This window comes from Thermosynechococcus sp. JY1331, from assembly GCF_031583475.1.
In the GTDB taxonomy this organism is placed as follows: domain Bacteria; phylum Cyanobacteriota; class Cyanobacteriia; order Thermosynechococcales; family Thermosynechococcaceae; genus Thermosynechococcus.
Genome location: NZ_CP134180.1, coordinates 65836 through 83054, shown reverse-complemented (window position 1 = coordinate 83054; position 17219 = coordinate 65836). Strand labels below are relative to the sequence as shown.

The 17219-nt window shown below is 54.4% G+C and carries 15 protein-coding genes and 1 tRNA gene; 13 read left to right on the top strand and 3 right to left on the bottom strand.

What is annotated here, in order from left to right:
• Positions 1 to 7: 7 nt before the first annotated feature.
• Complete coding sequence (gene thiC / locus RHJ31_RS00405; RefSeq protein WP_302677823.1) at positions 8 to 1390, top strand: phosphomethylpyrimidine synthase; 1383 nt, start codon at positions 8 to 10, stop codon at positions 1388 to 1390.
• Positions 1391 to 1393: 3 nt separating this feature from the next.
• Positions 1394 to 2386, top strand: coding sequence for an inorganic phosphate transporter (locus RHJ31_RS00400; protein WP_302676949.1), 993 nt, complete (start codon positions 1394 to 1396; stop codon positions 2384 to 2386).
• A 7-nt stretch (positions 2387 to 2393) separates the two neighbouring features.
• Here the strand turns inward: RHJ31_RS00400 and RHJ31_RS00395 are convergent, their stop codons facing one another.
• Together RHJ31_RS00395 and zds are read right to left on the bottom strand one after the other, a co-directional pair.
• Positions 2394 to 2843 (bottom strand): SRPBCC family protein, encoded by a 450-nt coding sequence (locus RHJ31_RS00395; RefSeq protein ID WP_206200587.1) that lies wholly within the window; start codon positions 2841 to 2843, stop codon positions 2394 to 2396.
• Positions 2840 to 4279, bottom strand: coding sequence for a 9,9'-di-cis-zeta-carotene desaturase (gene zds, locus RHJ31_RS00390; protein WP_302676948.1), 1440 nt, complete (start codon positions 4277 to 4279; stop codon positions 2840 to 2842). Before zds ends, RHJ31_RS00395 begins: the two co-directional genes overlap by 4 nt.
• 158 nt (positions 4280 to 4437) lie before the next feature.
• Here zds and RHJ31_RS00385 point away from each other — a divergent pair, with 158 nt between their 5' ends.
• From RHJ31_RS00385 to RHJ31_RS00375, 3 genes are all read left to right on the top strand, one after another.
• The gene (locus RHJ31_RS00385; protein WP_190278128.1) at positions 4438 to 4608 is read left to right on the top strand and encodes a hypothetical protein; all 171 of its coding nucleotides are present in this window, start codon (positions 4438 to 4440) and stop codon (positions 4606 to 4608) included.
• Between the two features lie 108 nt (positions 4609 to 4716).
• Positions 4717 to 6621 carry a sulfite reductase, ferredoxin dependent gene (sir, locus tag RHJ31_RS00380; protein WP_302676947.1) on the top strand — a complete coding sequence of 635 codons (1905 nt, stop codon included), beginning with the start codon at positions 4717 to 4719 and terminating at the stop codon, positions 6619 to 6621.
• Positions 6622 to 6680: 59 nt separating this feature from the next.
• Positions 6681 to 6752, top strand: a tRNA-Cys gene (locus tag RHJ31_RS00375).
• A 15-nt stretch (positions 6753 to 6767) separates the two neighbouring features.
• Here RHJ31_RS00375 and RHJ31_RS00370 read toward each other — a convergent pair.
• On the bottom strand, positions 6768 to 7784 hold the full coding sequence (locus RHJ31_RS00370; RefSeq protein WP_302676946.1) for a YheT family hydrolase: 1017 nt from the start codon (positions 7782 to 7784) through the stop codon (positions 6768 to 6770).
• A 73-nt stretch (positions 7785 to 7857) separates the two neighbouring features.
• Here RHJ31_RS00370 and RHJ31_RS00365 point away from each other — a divergent pair, with 73 nt between their 5' ends.
• The 8 genes from RHJ31_RS00365 (at position 7858) to RHJ31_RS00330 (ending at position 17208) form a co-directional block, all read left to right on the top strand.
• Entirely contained in the window at positions 7858 to 8712 is an 855-nt protein-coding gene (locus tag RHJ31_RS00365; protein ID WP_302676945.1) for a hypothetical protein, read from the top strand.
• A 14-nt stretch (positions 8713 to 8726) separates the two neighbouring features.
• Positions 8727 to 9269, top strand: coding sequence for a hypothetical protein (locus RHJ31_RS00360; RefSeq protein ID WP_302676943.1), 543 nt, complete (start codon positions 8727 to 8729; stop codon positions 9267 to 9269).
• 48 nt (positions 9270 to 9317) lie between these two features.
• The gene (gene aroA, locus RHJ31_RS00355; RefSeq protein ID WP_206200581.1) at positions 9318 to 10640 is read left to right on the top strand and encodes a 3-phosphoshikimate 1-carboxyvinyltransferase; all 1323 of its coding nucleotides are present in this window, start codon (positions 9318 to 9320) and stop codon (positions 10638 to 10640) included.
• Positions 10641 to 10963: 323 nt separating this feature from the next.
• Entirely contained in the window at positions 10964 to 11599 is a 636-nt protein-coding gene (locus RHJ31_RS00350) for a MerR family transcriptional regulator (protein ID WP_302676942.1), read from the top strand.
• A 58-nt stretch (positions 11600 to 11657) separates the two neighbouring features.
• Positions 11658 to 12848 carry a response regulator gene (locus tag RHJ31_RS00345; RefSeq protein ID WP_302676941.1) on the top strand — a complete coding sequence of 397 codons (1191 nt, stop codon included), beginning with the start codon at positions 11658 to 11660 and terminating at the stop codon, positions 12846 to 12848.
• Between the two features lie 80 nt (positions 12849 to 12928).
• Positions 12929 to 13294 (top strand): response regulator transcription factor, encoded by a 366-nt coding sequence (locus tag RHJ31_RS00340; RefSeq protein ID WP_149817109.1) that lies wholly within the window; start codon positions 12929 to 12931, stop codon positions 13292 to 13294.
• A gap of 4 nt (positions 13295 to 13298) precedes the next feature.
• A complete protein-coding gene (locus RHJ31_RS00335; protein ID WP_149817107.1) occupies positions 13299 to 13829 on the top strand; it encodes a chemotaxis protein CheW in 531 nt (176 codons plus the stop codon).
• 199 nt (positions 13830 to 14028) lie between these two features.
• Positions 14029 to 17208, top strand: coding sequence for a methyl-accepting chemotaxis protein (locus tag RHJ31_RS00330; protein ID WP_302676940.1), 3180 nt, complete (start codon positions 14029 to 14031; stop codon positions 17206 to 17208).
• The last annotated feature ends 11 nt before the right edge of the window (positions 17209 to 17219 follow it).

The following is a 17219-nucleotide window of genomic DNA, read 5'->3' as shown; positions in this document are numbered from 1 at the left end:
ATCAATGGTGCGTAGCGAATGGATTGCTGCCCGCAAAGGGCATGACAATGTTACCCAAATGCATTATGCCCGCCAAGGGATTATCACCGAAGAAATGCACTATGTGGCGCGGCGGGAAAACCTGCCTGCGGAATTGATTCGCGATGAAGTTGCCCGTGGGCGGATGATTATTCCCGCCAATATCAATCACCCCAACCTCGAGCCGATGGCGATCGGGATTGCTGCCAAGTGCAAAGTCAATGCCAACATTGGTGCCTCTCCCAACTCCTCCAGTCTAGAGGAGGAACTCGAAAAGCTACGGCTAGCGATTAAATACGGCGCCGACACGGTGATGGATCTGTCCACGGGTGGGGGGGATTTGGATGCCATTCGCACCGCCATTATTAATGCCTCACCCGTGCCCATTGGAACGGTGCCCGTCTATCAAGCCCTTGAAAGCGTCCACGGTAGCGTTGAGCGGCTTACCCCCGATGACTTTCTCCATATCATTGAAAAGCACGCCCAGCAGGGGGTGGACTACATGACGATCCATGCGGGGATTCTCATTGAATATCTGCCTTTGGTGAAAAACCGCATCACTGGGATTGTGTCGCGCGGCGGCGGCATTCTCGCCAAGTGGATGCTGTATCACCACAAACAAAATCCCCTCTACACCCACTTCCGCGACATTATTGAGATCTTCAAAAAATACGATGTTTCCTTCTCCCTCGGGGACTCGCTGCGGCCAGGGTGTCTCCATGATGCCTCTGATGAAGCTCAATTGGCGGAATTGAAAACCCTCGGTCAACTCACCCGCAAGGCTTGGGAACACGATGTCCAAGTGATGGTGGAAGGCCCCGGCCACGTGCCCATGGATCAAATTGAATTCAATGTGCGCAAGCAGATGGAAGAATGCTCTGAAGCTCCTTTCTATGTCCTTGGGCCCTTGGTCACGGATATTGCCCCCGGCTATGACCACATTACCAGTGCCATTGGCGCGGCGATGGCGGGTTGGTACGGCACGGCCATGCTTTGCTATGTGACCCCCAAAGAGCACCTTGGCTTACCCAATGCTGAAGATGTGCGCAATGGCTTGATTGCCTACAAAATTGCGGCTCACGCAGCGGATATTGCCCGTCATCGTCCGGGGGCGCGCGATCGCGATGATGAACTGTCGCGGGCACGGTATAACTTTGACTGGAACCGCCAATTTGAACTGGCTCTCGATCCGGATCGGGCACGGGAATACCACGACGAAACCCTACCGGCAGATATCTATAAAACGGCTGAGTTTTGCTCCATGTGCGGGCCGAAGTTCTGCCCCATGCAAACGAAGGTAGATGCCGACGCCCTTGCCGAACTGGAGAAATTCCTCGCCAAGGACAAAGATCAAGTGAGTGCCTCTGCCTAGGGCATGGCCATTGATTTCAAGGGGGGGTTGATTGCGATCGCCCTCCTTTTTGATGTCACCAATGGCTTCCATGATGCCGCCAATGCCATTGCAACGGTGGTGGCCACCCGTGCCCTTTCCCTGCGATCGGCGCTCATCCTTGCTGCTGCGGCTAATTTTGGTGGTGCCTTCTTGAGTACGCGGGTGGCGCTAACAATTGAAGCCGGCATTCTCAACAGCAGTGCCTTGGGTGCCCATTGGTTTGGCGTGATTAGTGCCGCACTCCTCGGCGCGATGGGCTGGAATTTGCTCACTTGGTATTGGGGTTTACCCAGTAGTTCTTCCCATGCCCTCATTGGTGGCTTGGTGGGGGCAGCCCTCTTTCAAGTGTCACCACAAATCATCTATTGGCAGGGGATTGTTGAGGCGGTGGTGATTCCCATGGTCGTGTCCCCCTTGGTGGCGATCGCCATCGGCCTCGGTTTGATGACCCTAGTCGAAAAGTGGTTGCAATGGCAAGGAGAACTCCCCCCAGAGCACTGGCAACGGTTGCAGATTCTCTCCGGAACATTGATGGCCGTTGCCCACGGTGCCAACGATGCCCAGAAAACAATGGGGGTGATCACCCTTGCCCTTGTGAGTTGGGGACAACTGTCACCGGAGGCGGGTGTGCCCTTCTGGGTGATGGCTGCCTGTGCCTTGGCGATCGCGATCGGTACCTATGGCGGCGGCGAACGCATTATCCGCACTACGGGGGAGAAAATTACACCCCTTGACCCTGTGAGTGGCTGCTTAGCGAATCTCAGTGCCGCCTTGACTGTGGGAGCCGCAAGTCTGGTGGGCTTTCCCGTCAGTACGACACAAGTCGTGGTGGGTGCGATTACGGGTGCTGGCTATCGCCATCAAGGGGAAGTGAACTGGCAAGTGTGGGCGCAAATTTTCATGGCATGGGTACTCACGTTTCCCGGTGCAGCCCTGCTGGCGATCGCGATCTCTTTTGGTCTATCCCAACTTTGAGTCAACCTCAGGAAACCTGTGTGGGCTGCATTTGTTGGGCATATTCACGAAAGCGTTCGAGATCTGCTTGCAATGTACTTTCAACTACGCGGCCAAGGAAAAGGCGATCCATCATTTGTCCCAAAATTCCCGGAATGGCATAGGACACCGACAGCTTCACAATGGTGCTGCCATGGCGATCATAAAAGCGAATTGCACCCCGATTGGGCAGCCCATCCACGGACTCCCACTGAATCATTTGGTGCTTCACTTGGCGGCAAATGCGCGATCGCCAGCTAAAGTGCCAGTTGCCCGTGGTCAATGTCCAGCGCGATAGGGTAGGGTCTTCTTCAGTGATGACCACAGATTCAATCCACTTCATCCACAGGGGCATTTTCTCCAGATCCGACCACAGTGCCCAGACGCGATCGACATCGGCTGCCACTTCAATCTGAACCGTATGCTCTAACCAACTCATCCATGACCTCCTGCCAAAATCGCTTGGGCGGCTTGTCGTCCGGACATTGTCGCGCCCTCCATGCTGTCAATGTAGTCCTGCTGCGTATAGCTGCCCGCCAAGTAAAAGTTAGGAACGGGTGTTTTTTGGGGCGGACGATAGGGATCCATGCCGGGGGCTTCGCGATAGAGGGACTGCGCTAATTTGACGACACTGTACCATGTCATGTTCAGATGGCGCGACGAGGGGAAAAGTTCATGGACTTGGCGCAGCACATGTTGGGCAATTTCTTCATTGCTGGCTTTGATGAAGGGATCACCGGGAGTAAGCACCACTTGCAGTAAGGAGCCTTGACCTTCGCGATAGTAGTCTGCTGGACTAGTGAGGGCCAGATCCGCAAAGCAGGAAAAGTCAGCATCGGCAGTGTAGAGCAGGTTATCAATACCCGTTGCCGCCACCTGTTTTTGCTTACTGGGGTCTTGCAGTTCCGTAACCCAGCCATCAAATCGCAGTTGTACCGTGGCCACAGGCACGGCCTCGAGCTTAAAGATGTTGTCAAAGGTTGGGTGCGATCGCCACGCCGCCGGAATCAGGCGCTGAATCCCCGGCACATCACAGGCACATAGATAGGCATCCGCTGTAACTGTTTCTAGTTTTTCGCCTAGGGGAATCACCAACCCTTCCACCTGCCAAGTGCTCGGATCCTCGCCGCGAAAGCGAATTTCCTTCACCCGTCGCCGCAGATGAATCTTAGCCCCCCGCGCTTCAAGGTAGTTCACGATCGGCTTGAGCAGGTACTCTGCCGGTGACCCCTTGAGCATATTCAGCCGTGAGGCAGTGGTTTTGGCGGCAAACATCATAAAGATGGTCAGCATACAGCGAGCAGACATGTGCTCGGTATCAATGAAGCCCAAGGCGTAGGAAATGGGATTCCAAAGGCGCTTGAGACTGTTTTCTGAGCCCCCATGGCGGCGAAACCACTCCGCAAAACTGACCCGATCTAAGGCGCGAATTTGGCGCATTGCCCCCTCATAGTCCACCAGACCCCGCACCACAGGACTGGTGCCAAGGGCAATGGCATTAAAGAATTTATCGGCAGCAGAGAGTTGATTGGTGGTAAAGAAGGCCTTGAGACCGTTGAAGGGGGCACCCAAGGGAAAGCGAAAATCCAGTTCTCCCACCTGACCACCGCGATTAATAAAGGTGTGGGTATGTTCTTTAGGTAGTAGGTTGGCGATCGCCCCCACCTTGGTCATCAGTTCGAAGAGATTGGCGTAGTTGTAAAAGAAGACATGCAGCCCCATCTCAATGTGGTTTCCATGGGCATCTTGCCAACTGCTGACTTTGCCCCCCACAAAGGGACGGGATTCATAGATTTCGACACTGTGACCGGCATCCACCAAATCCACTGCGGCGGCTAAGCCGGCTAATCCTGCACCAACAATGACAACCCGCATCGGTGATCCCAGAAAACTTTACAGATTTTAACATTCTTCGCCCCTCGGACGGTTTCTCGCGCGTTAAGAAACTTGGCAGAGACCCTTGCCCCCCAGAACCCTCGTCTATGATCAAGGTAAGTTGAAGTTTTTGAATCGCTCACGCTCACGGTGTGCTTATGGCTACGCGTCGTGTCCTCGCCTTTCCCCTCTGGCAGTATTTGAACCAACGGCTATTTAGTCCGGGCTTTACCCTCAATCCCAAACGGTTCTGGCGGCAGTATTACGATGCTTACCTCGAACGCTGCTGGCAAAAAGACTGTGCCTCCAAGGAAGAACCCTCCTGTTAATCGTTCCACAGGTTCGCTAAAATGAGATAGCTCACTTTCCCGATCAAGATTAGGGACTTTTGGCTGTCGTCATTTTAGTTACTTTCACCTGCTGGAAAAAAGAACACTATGGTTGCTTCGCCCCCCTCTGCTGATGCTGCCCTGAAACGCTCAAAAATTGAGGCTCTCAAGGAACAAAGCCAACATCTGCGGGAACCCCTAGCCACAGAACTGCTAGAACCAACGAATCGTTTTAGCGAAGAGGGGGTGCAGATCCTCAAGTTCCACGGCTCCTATCAGCAGGACAACCGCGATAACCGCGTCAAGGGTCAGGAGAAAGACTACCAGTTCATGCTGCGTACCCGCAGTCCAGGAGGGTATATTCCGCCGCAGCTCTATTTAACCTTGGATCGCTTGGCGGATGAGTATGGCAACCACACCCTGCGAGCCACCACCCGCCAAGGATTCCAGTTGCACGGCATTCTCAAGAAGAATCTGAAAGCAGCCATCTCGGCCATTATTCGCAGCATGGGATCCACATTGGGCGCCTGCGGTGATTTGAACCGCAATGTCATGGCGCCACCCGCCCCCTTTCGCGATCGCCCGGAATATGCCCTTGCCTATGAGTATGCCCACCGCATTGCCGATCTGCTGACCCCACAAACCGGTGCCTACTACGAGATTTGGCTCGATGGTGAAAAGGTGATCTCCGCCGAAGAGCACCCCGATGTCAAGGCGGCACGGCAGCGCAATGGCAATGGCACAATCTTTCCCAATAACGAAGAGCCAATCTACGGCGATCACTATATGCCCCGCAAATTTAAGTGCTGTGTCACGGTGCCGGGGGATAACTCCGTAGATCTCTTCTCCCAAGATTTGACACTGGTGGTGATTACAGATGCCCAAGGCCATCTTGAGGGCTTCAATATCTATGCCGGTGGTGGTTTGGGGCGCACCCACAACAAAGAAGAAACCTTTGCCCGCATGGCTGATGAAATTGGCTTTGTCCGAGCGGCAGATGTCTATGAGGCGGTGAAGGCGATCGTGGCCACCCAGCGGGACTATGGCGATCGCTATAATCGGCGCCACGCCCGTTTGAAATACCTGATCCACGATTGGGGAGTCGAAAAATTCAAGGCCAAGGTGGAAGAATACTTTGGCAAACCCCTCGAACCCTTTCGCCCGCTGCCGCCGTGGCGCTATCAGGACTTTTTGGGCTGGCACCCCCAAGGAGATGGCAAATTCTTCTATGGCCTCTCCATTGCCAATGGCCGCATCCTTGATCAGGGGAACTTCAAACTCAAGTCGGCCCTCAAGAAAATCGTCAAAGACTTTCAGCTCCCCCTGCGGGTCACGCCTCACCAAAATCTGCTCCTGTGTGATGTCTCTCCCGATCAACAGGATGTAATTCAGCACATCCTTGAGCAGCACGGGGTGCGTGATGTCAATGCCATTGATCCCCTCGAACGCTATAGCATGGCCTGCCCGGCGTTGCCTACCTGTGGCTTGGCCATTACTGAGTCGGAACGGGCAATTCCGGGGGTACTGGAGCGGATTCGTTGCCTCATGGATCGGCTGGGACTCCAAGAAGAGCACTTTGTGATTCGGATGACGGGGTGCCCCAATGGCTGTGCCCGCCCCTACTTGGCGGAATTGGGCTTTGTTGGCATTGTCCCCGGCGCCTATCAGACTTGGTTGGGGGGGAGTCCCGATCAAACCCGCTTAGCAGAGGTCTATATTGAGCGGTTACCGATTGCCGAACTGGAAACAGCCCTAGAGCCATTGCTAGTTTTTTATCGCGATCGCCGGCACAAGGGCGAATCCTTTGGGGACTTTTGCCACCGCGTCGGCTTGGCTGCCTTGCGGGAATTTGCCGCTACCTATATTCCAGCTACCGCGACAAAGCGCTACCGCGTGGATGTGCGTGCCGATCAATACCAGCAGCTTAAGGAATTAGCAGCGGCCAAGGGCATGTCTCTGGCGGCAGTGACCCGTGAAGCCATCCAGCGTTACCTTGAGCAATCCAGTCACTGAGCTAAAACAATCAACGATGGGAAGAGCGCTATCGGCTATAATGAGAAATCGCCAAATAGGGCGGCATAGCCAAGTGGTAAGGCAGAGGTCTGCAAAACCTTTATCCCCCGGTTCGAATCCGGGTGCCGCCTTTATACTTTCGTAGGTTATCTAGGTTGCTGCCCTAGCCAATCCAAGAGCCGATGAATCCCCCAGCAGTAGTCGGGATCGCCCCAGAGGCGTTGACACTTGCGATCGCTGGTAAAGCCCACGTGACCCCCTTGCTCTGTCATCAGCAGGGTGAGGGCAGAATTTGCCTCGGCAATGGCTAGGAGTTCTGGCACCAGACTGGCAGCAAACAGGGGATCATCGGCGGCATAGAGAATCCATACGGGTATTGTCAGTTGCGGCAACAGCGGCAAGGGACTACTGGCAGCGTAATACTCGCCCACACTGCCAAAGCCAAGGCGGTCAATGACGAGGGCGGCATCAAAACCGGCAATGGTGTCAATCTGGGCAACGGTGTTGAGATCAAAGATTTGAGGATGAAGGCGATGCAGGTGGCGAGCCAAGTGTTGGAGTTGACGGCTGATGGCGCGTTCAAATTGCCGTCCCCAAAAAGTCGTGCCGAGGTGGGCAAGGGAGCGGTTGGAGTCAAGGTTGGGGCAAATCACAGCCGCCCCCCCAATCTCTTTTGTCCCTTGCTGTTGGGCATACCACGCCCCCCAAAGGGCTAACTGCCCCCCCAAGGAATAGCCAACAAACCAGTAGGGAGGAGTATAGCCAAGTTCTTGACACTGCTGGGCGATCGCGACAAAGTCTTGGCCTTCGTAAAGCCCATCACTGGTCAACGCCGGAGAAAGTTCAGCACTGCGGCCATGGGCACGCCAATCAAAAAGCACCACATCAAAGCGGCGGGCGATCGCCCAATGGGCAAGGGTATGCAAGTACCATTGATTCTTGAGATCACCCGTAATGCCGTAGGTGGCAATGATGGTTCCGCGTGCTTGGCCAAGCCGATACCCCTCACCGTACAGGGGCACGCCCGCCGCCCCATGGAAAACATGGCTGGTTTGCGGTTGCCAAGGGTAGAGGCACCCCCAGCGTTGGACATAGGCAGTAAAGACCGTGTGGATCACGCCAAAGTGCAGCGGCAGTGGTGGCCAATAGGAGAGGGATTGCATAGAATTTAGTCATCCATCGTAAAAGAAATAGGCAAGGTAGGGCGTTTTTGGTGATTATTGTGAGGCATGGGTGATGACACGGAGCGATGATCCGCAGAGGACAGACCCCTATACCATGGAAACCTGTCTGACAGATGTCCAAGCCAACCGCTTGCTGGATGAAGTCTTTGCCGCTGTGGAGGCCGACCTCAATGAGCCAGAATCCCTAGCAGCGGTTTTAGAACCGGAACCTTCCCTCCTCGTCCCCTTTGAAGCAACGACACCTCCTCCTCCGCCCCCACCACCGGTGGAACCTTCTCGCTGGCTGCGCCGATCGGAACCAGAGCAGACCTTTTCTTGGGGCGATCGCTTTTTGATGGGGGTTGGCATTGCCTCCTTTGTCCTAGGAGTTGGCCTTTGGATCAGTCTGAATCGCCAACCAGTTGCAGTTGCCCCTGACGCTACGGTGACCACAACCACCAGCCCTGCGGACATTGCCTTCGCTGAGTATCTGCAAACCTCCCTTCAGCTGCTCAGCCAACGGGCCGCCCCCCCAACCCCTGCATCGCCAGCGATCGCCAGCAATTCGGTTCCCACCCCCTCAACCCCCACCCCGACGGTTGAACGCATTTACGTTCCCGTCTACCAAGCCCCCAGCGCGCCAACGGTGACCCTGCCCAATTTACCAACGGTGACAGCTCCTACGCCGGCAGCCACACCGGTACCCCCTGCCCCTACACCGGCGCCCCCCCAACATACCTTAGTTGGCATCCTCGAACTGGGCGATCGCTCAGTGGCTCTTTTTCAAAGCAATGGCCAAACACTGCGCTTGAGTGTGGGCGATACAATTGGCAACGACGGCTGGCAACTGGTACAGATTCAAAATCAGCGGGCGGTGCTACGGCGTCAAGGGGAAGTGCGCTCCCTCACTGTTGGCCAAAGTTTTTAAAAAAAGGGGCACTCATGAGCTTTTTCCGCGACTTGAATGCATTCCTAGAGCAAAAACTCGAGGACTTTATTCGTGCCAATCCGCAGCTTGAACTCAATCTACTGCTCCTTGAGCTAGAGGATCAAGAACGGGAAACCCAAGAGCGGCTACTGCGGCTGCAACAGGAAGTCAATACCTGCGAACAGCAAATTTTAGGCCTTGTTTCCGAGATTCGCCGCTGGCGCGATCGTACCCACACCGCTATGGCCGCTCAGCGTCCTGATCTGGCCGAATTGGCACGACAACGGGAGGCCGAATTGCGCCAACGGGGGGAACAATTGTGGACGCAACGCCTCGACGCCCTCAATCAAATTTCCGTGACACAGCAGCTGCTGCAAAAGATTCGCGATCGCCGGCGAGAAATCATGAACCGTGTGCCTACCGCCAGTGCGCCCCCACCACCGCCCCCACCGCCACCACGCATGAGCAGTGACCTCAATGACCCAATTGAAGCTGAGTTTCGCCGCTTGGAACTGCAAACTGCCCTTGAGGAACTGAAGCGCTCAATGGGGCTATAGCGCAACAGACGTGGGACAATCGAGAACGCGGTTTTATCCAAATATCCCATGGCGGTTATTCAGATTACATCCGACGACACTTGGCAAATTCAGGCCGATGGCCATCCCCTGCAGGGCACCCTCCAAGTACCGGGAGATAAATCCATTTCCCACCGTGCCCTGATGTTGGGAGCAATGGCAGAGGGCACTACCCATATTGAAGGCCTGCTCGTGGGTGAAGATACCTGTAGTACCGCCGCCTGTTTTCGTGCCCTTGGTGCCGAGATTTCAGATCTCAATGCCACAGCAGTCACAGTTCAAGGCTTGGGAATTGGCCATCTCCAAGAACCCGTGGATGTCCTGAATGCCGGCAACTCTGGTACAACGATGCGGTTGTTGTTGGGGGTATTAGCAGCGCAAACAGGTCGCTTTTTTACGATGACTGGGGATGCCTCATTGCGATCGCGCCCCATGGCACGGGTCGTCACACCCTTGATGCAGATGGGTGCCCAGATTTGGGGGCGTCAACACCACAGCCGTGCCCCCTTGGCCGTTTTGGGGCAGCCCTTAGAGCCAATCACCTACTACAGTCCCATTGCCTCCGCTCAGGTGAAATCAGCGCTATTGCTCGCCGCCCTCCACACCGAAGGCACCACCATTATTCGCGAACCCCACCGCTCACGGGATCACAGTGAACGTATGCTTCAGGCCTTTGGTGCCTGTTTGAGCGTGGATGAGGCCACCTGTACGGTGAGTCTTGAAGGACCTGCGGTCTTAAAGGGTCAGAAGGTGATTGTGCCCGGCGACATCAGTTCAGCCGCCTTTTGGTTGGTGGCAGCCTCCATTACCCCTGATTCAGAACTAGTACTGACCAATGTGGGAGTTAACCCCACCCGCACCGGCATTCTCGACGTGCTTTGGGCAATGGGGGCCGAGATTACCCTTGAAAATGAGCGGCTCGTCACAGGCGAACCAGTGGCAGATCTGCGGGTGCGATCGGCAGCCCTCAAGGGAACCCGTATTGGCGGTGAATTGATTCCCCGCTTGATTGATGAGATTCCGATTTTGGCTGTGGCTGCTGCCTTTGCCGAAGGAATCACCGAAATTCGGGATGCAGCAGAACTACGGGTGAAGGAAAGCGATCGCCTCAAGGCCGTGGCCACAGAATTGCAAAAAATGGGCGCTAAGGTCACTGAACTCAGTGATGGCCTCGATATTCAGGGGGGCGTACCCTTGCAAGGCACCCATGTGGAAACCTACGGCGATCATCGCATGGCCATGAGTCTGGCGATCGCTGCCCTCAATGCCACAGGAACCAGCCACATTCACAACGCCAGTGCGGCAGCCGTCTCCTATCCTGAATTTGTAACAACTCTGCAACAAATTGCTTGACAACACAAAAATCCCAGTAATTTTTGGGACAAGTTCACTCAACACCAAACGCTGTATGCTAGAATCAAATAAATTGTTTTGGTGTCACAATGCAGCTTCACGTTGCGTTGAATTCTCTGTAGCCTTGTAATATTCAGGTGTTTACTTTTCCTTGATAATTGTAAGACTAAATTAGACCCAAAATGATACAGAACCAAAAAAATACGATAATATAGTTTCACTCCTGCTCTAGGGGCGCCCTTGCGCTCTATCTGGGACAGGAAAATCCCTCTCTAACTGACTTCTTTGTTTTTTTCGTTCAAAAAAGGCTGTGTTTGCTCATCATGGCAACAATTCAAGATTTCATCCACGTTCAGGATCAATGGTCATTAGATGAGTTGGTGGAAATCGCCAACGAACTCTTACCCCAGCACCTCCCCCAGGAGGATTCCAAAAACCGTGTTTTGGAAGAGGTCAACCCGCGTCTGGTGCGCCATTACACCTCCTGCAAATTGATTGACCGTCCCGCTCGCATTGGCCGCGAAGGGCGCTACGGCTATCGCCACCTAGTGCAATTGCTGGTGGTGCGGCGGCTGTTGATGGAGGGCTATACCGCAGGTGCCATTTACAAGCTGGTGTATCGCATGAGCACCCCAGAACTGCGGGCACTCCTTGAGCAAGGGGTTCATCTGCAATTGAATCCACCCCCGATCAACCCAGCTTTGGCCTTTTTGCAACAGGTACAAGACCGCTCCGAGCATCGCTATGGCGAACCCATACGCGTCAGTCCCAGTGTCAGCCGCCGCGAGGTACCGCCCCCGAGCCATTCACCGCAACCAGAATCTTGGAAGCGCATTGAGGTGGTGCCGGGCTTTGAGGTTCATATTCGCGATGACTTTAACTTTCCCCAGATCAATCGCGATCAGGAAGCCCTTGTGAAGCAACTGGTGCAATTGCTCTCTAGCTATACCCAGCGCTAACTGAGACTGAACTATCCGGTGTCGCGGTCAGCCCGCTGGCGATCGCTATAATAGCGCCATGGAAGGATGCCTCAACGATACGGATATTTACACGCTGTGCCAAACCCTTGCCCTTGGCCAGCGCACCGGGGAACTCTACCTCGAAGATGATGCCGGTCATACGTGGCTTCTCTTTTTGAGTCATGGTCACTTGGTTTATATTGCCGATCGCCACAGCCACAGTTTAGAGCGGTTGCAGGATCTACTCTATGGGCAGGGCATTCCTTGGCCGAGTCCCGATAGCTTCATCGAAAGCAAAGCCGGTGCCAGTTGGGTGGAATACGAATGCCTGTGGTGGCTCCTCGATCACTGCAAGCTCAATCAAATCCATAGCGTGTGGCGGGCGCTGCTGCGGGAGAGTCTCTTTGACGTTGTTAGCCTCAATCGCGCTTGGTTCAAGTTTTATAGTGCGAGTCCCCTCACCCCCCAATGGCACAATCTCTCCCTGACAATGCTGCTCAATGACAGCCTGAGTCATCTGCGGGAATGGAAAAAACTGCATCCAGAGTTGCGTTCCCTTGATCAATCCCTCGAACTGACGGATATTAAACCCACAGGCAACGATCCAGCGGATCAGTGGTTTCGCCAACTGGAACCCTTCGTGCGCGAGCGGATCACCTTGCGCCGTCTGAGTCGGCAACTGGGACGAGATGGCGTGACGGTGGGCAAACTCCTGCTGCCCTATCTCCATCAAGGGTACTTACAAGTCAGTTCTTGGGGAACCAATGGCCACACCCGTACATTTCCCCCCCTTTCTTGGCGGCGATCGCCCCGGGTCGTGTGTGTGGATGATGCCGCCACTGTCCGTCAAGTGGTTGAATCCACCCTGCAAGCCGCAGGTTATGAAGCCACGGCGATCGCCCACCCCTTAACGGCCTTGAGTCTCATTTTCCAACTCAATCCCGACCTGATTTTCCTCGATATTGCCATGCCCGAATTGGATGGCTACGAATTTTGCACCCTTCTACGGCACACCCCTCGCTTTCGTTATACGCCGATTATTATGCTGACTAGCCTCGTTGGTTGGAGCGATCGCCTGCGCGCCAAAGTGGCCGGTGCCACTGATTACCTCAGCAAGCCCTTTTCAACTCAAGAATTGTTAACAATTACGCACCATTACATTGGTGCAGCGCCACCTGTGACCTCCTTAACAGACGAGTCCTTTGGCGACGTGCTAGAACCAAAATCAGGCCTTGAGACGCCCCGTTAGCAGGTTAGCTATCATCAACCTGTCAACCTCTTAGGCTTTTAGAATATAAAGCAAACCCTGAATTCTACGTGTAACCCCCTATGAGTAAAGTCTTAGTTGTCGAAGATAGTCCACCCCAGCGGGAAATGATCAGCGAATTGCTGGCGAAAACAGGCTTTGAAGTAACCGTTGCCACCGATGGTGTCGAGGCAATGGAGCAATTGCAGCAGAGCACGCCCGATGTGGTTGTCCTCGACATTGTCATGCCCCGCATGAATGGGTATGAAGTCTGTCGCCAAATTAAGTCCGACCCCCGCACCCAATCCATTCCCGTGGTGATCTGTAGCTCCAAAGGTGAGGAGTTTGATCGCTATTGGGGCATGAAACAGGGGGCTGATGCGTATATTACGAAGCCCTTTGACCCCAAAGAATTGGTTGGCACCATCAAGCAACTCTTGCGAGGCTAAAAAAATGTTTAGTAGCTCAGACTTACTCGCAACCAATGCCCCCATCGAAAGTGGCAATATCGATGACCTCAGAACCCCAGAGGGGGATTTACATATCCTCTTTACCATCCCTAGCGGTGATACCCTAGCCCTACCGGCTATTGGGGTACGCGAAGTTGTGGCCGTGACTCCCGATCGCATTACGCCAGTGCCCAATACCTCCAATCTGCTACTGGGGATTTTGAACTTGCGAGGGCAGGTGATTTGGGTCGCGGATACCGGTAAGTTTCTTGGCGATGACACCCCCTTGAATACCGATCGCTCTGAGCTATCGATTATTGCCATTGAAGATGATGAGTTAATGGTAGGGCTAGCAGTTCATCAAGTCCGAGGCATGGAGTGGCTCAACAATGACACCATTAAGCCCGCGACCCATGTCAGCGATCAGATGGCTCCCTTTGTCCGTGGCGAATGGGTTTTTGATGCCGAGCAACAGGACATTGTTAAGCTCTTGGATCCCCTCGCCATTTTACGCAGTGCTCGTTGGGGACTCTAAACTAGAAAAAGTAGAATCTCAATGACACTCGCCCGCAAGTGTCACGATGGAACCCATCAACACCAGTCACTTTAGGAAAATTAACACCCCCGTGCTATCTTTCCCAAGGATTGGCGCATACTTTAGTAATTAAAGCTTCCTTGATGTAGTCCCTAAGAATTCTCTGCCCCTCGTCATCGTCCATTCTGGGAGTAAGCCCATGGCATCCAGCAGCACCCAACACACCCAAGAATATCAAAAAGCGGTTGCCGCTTATGTGCAAGGCAACTATGAAGAAGCAGCCAAAATCACTGACCAGTTGGTGGGCACCCGACCGGGCGATCCAAACCTGCGGCTGCTGCGGGGGCACATTTACTGCTGTCAACAACGCTACAGCGAGGCTCAAGAGCAGTACCATGCGGTTCTCAATGCCACAACGGATCCAGAATTGATCAACTTGGCCAACGAGAGCCTTGCCAAGATTAAGGATTTGATTCCCGCTGCTGAACCTGCCAAAAACGGCGGCGAACACCACCCCCCCCTGCAAGGAGATCACACCCAACTGCAGGGGGACAATACCTTTTTGCAAACCACGCCACCCATTGTGGAACCCCAAGCCGCAAACCCTTCAGAGGAATTGAGTCTTGATCACTTTGATGACTTTGGCAGCGATTTAGGGACAAGTAACCCCTTTGACGATCTTGAGGTAGGCGGCATTGAGGAAGAATTTGGCGCCAGTTTAGAACAGGGTGCCTTTAATCCCTTCGACGAAGATGCGGCGGTTCAGGATCCCTTTGCCTTTTCGGCCAATTCTTTGGAGGAGCCAGTCGCGGACATTCCAGAAATTCCCATCGGCGAATCCGTGCAGCCCCTAGGTACAGAGTCCATCAGTGATGATGATGTCACAATGCTCATGGGAAGTTCTCCTTTGACCCCGTCCGAACCGGCCAGACCTATTTTTGATGGTGAGACATCAGAAAGTACTGCGGCTCCGTTTCAAGAAATGACGCCCCCCGCCCTCGAAACATTTGATGATCCCTTTGCTGCTGAAGTAGCCGTATCTGAAGAGAGTCTCTTTGGGGGGCTTACAGAATCGGGAGAAGCCAACGCTTCTGAAGAGAGCCTTTTTCCCGGTCTTGAGAAATCCCTAGCGGCAAATATGTCGGCAGAAAGTCTCTTTGGCGATATTGAGGAAGCCCCAGCAGCCAGCATTCCTGAAGAGAGCCTCTTGCCAAATCTGACGGAATCCATTGAGACCAATGTTCCTGAAGTCTCTACCTCTGCCGCTGGTATCAGTGATTTGTTGACCAATGAGGCGGCAGATGCCATTGAATTGTTGCCGCAGCCGGAATTAAGTTCCTCTGATGCAGCCGAGGAGGAAGACGATCTCTTTGGCGACTTTTCGGTTTCCCTTGAGGCTTTTGAAGCCCCAGATATTGTGGCAGAACCCCTGTCTCCTGAGGCCTTTGACCCCGCTACCTTTGAGGATGAGCAAACGATCGCCATGTCTGAGTTTTCCGGACGTGGCGCCATTACTGAAGACGCGAAAGAGTCAGGGGCGCCAGAAAGCGCTGCAGGGGAAGCGAGCTCTGGTGGTGCTGAACCCTTTGAATCCATTGCCGACTTTAACCTAGAGGATCTCTCCTTTGGCAATGCAGATCTCTCCGGTGCGGGATTTGATGATGAAATGACCATTGCCAATCCTCAAGTGCATGGCATGGGGGCTGTTGGCTCAGAGGCCACCGTGATGGCCGATGCCGGCACCGAGACCTTTGCAGTTTTACCGGATGAATTTGATCTCAGCCAGCAAAGTCTTGAAGACTTGGCCGATTTTAGCCTCGACCTGAGCCAAAGCACCGCTAGCCGCGCTGAAACCCCACCCCCTGCAGCAAGTCAGGATCTGTCAGCCTTTACCGAGCAAGTACCCGTTGCAGCACCGGCGGCTACTGCGCCAACACCTTCCCGTAGTCCTAGTCCTGTGGCTAGAACAGTCCCAGCAACCTCAACGGCCACGAGTTCCTTTGGCCAGCAAAACATTACCTCAGCTGTAACCAGCGGTGTCCTTTCCGCCTTGGCTGCGGGTGCCGTTAGTTTAGGCTTTAGTGCCCCCGGCCCTGCGCCTTTAGTGAGTGGTACTGCTGCTGGTCTCACCGCCGGGGTGGCCGTCTATGCCATGGGGCAGCGCAGTGTCAGCCGCATCAAGCGCTTCTGTACGGATTTGCAGGCACAGTGTAATGCCGTGATTGCCGGTGATATGACGGCGCGGGTGCCGGTCACCAGTAACGATGAACTGGGACTCTTGGCACAAAGCTTTAACCAAATGACGGATACCATCCAGCAAATTACTGCTGATGCCCAGAAAAAAGCAGAGGAAAACGAACGGCAGCGGGATGATTTACAGCGCCAAGTGATCCGACTCCTCGATGATGTGGAGGGAGCTGCCCGCGGTGACCTGACCGTACAAGCGGAAGTGACAGCGGACGTGCTCGGTGCAGTGGCCGACTCCTTTAACCTGACAATTCACAACCTGCGGACGATTGTGCAACAGGTGAAAATTGCCGCCCAGCAGGTGAGTCGCGGTGCGGCAGAAAACGAAACTTTTGCCCGTAGTCTCTCAGCAGATGCTCTGCGGCAAGCGGAGGAGCTAGCCGTCACCCTGAACTCGGTGCAGATGATGACCAATGCGATTCAGCGGGTGGCCGAAAGTGCCCAAGAAGCTAATGAGGTGGCACGCAATGCTTCAGAAACAGCCCTCCGTGGTGGTGAGGCGGTGGAACGCACAGTGGCGGGTATTTTGCAAATTCGGGAAACGGTGGCCGAGACCACCCGCAAGGTGAAGCGCCTAGCGGAATCTTCCCAAGAGATTGCCAAGATTGTCGGTGTGATCTCGTCGATCGCCAACCGCACGAACCTGTTGGCCTTGAACGCCAGTATTGAGGCCGCACGAGCTGGAGAAGCAGGTCGGGGGTTTGCGGTGGTCGCCGATGAGGTGCGCCAACTGGCAGACCGCGCAGCCAAAGCCTCGAAAGAAATTGAGCAGATTGTGTTGCAAATTCAAAGTGAAACCGGCGCGGTGATGACCGCCATGGAAGAAGGGACACAGCAGGTGATTGAGGGGACGAAGCGGGCTGAACAGGCCAAGCACTCCCTTGAGGACATCATCCAAGTGTCGTCGCAAATTGATACCCTTGTGCGCTCGATTACCAACGCTACGGTCGAGCAAACAGAATCGGCGCGAGCCATGGCTCAGGTGATGCAATCCATTGAGTTGACAGCGCAGGCCACCTCTCAGGAGGCACAGCGGGTGTCTGACTCGTTGCAAGGTCTAGTGAGTGTGGCGCGCAACTTGCAGGCATCGGTGGAACGGTTCCGCGTTGAAAATACTGAAGATCAAGCCTAAGCAATCCGGGA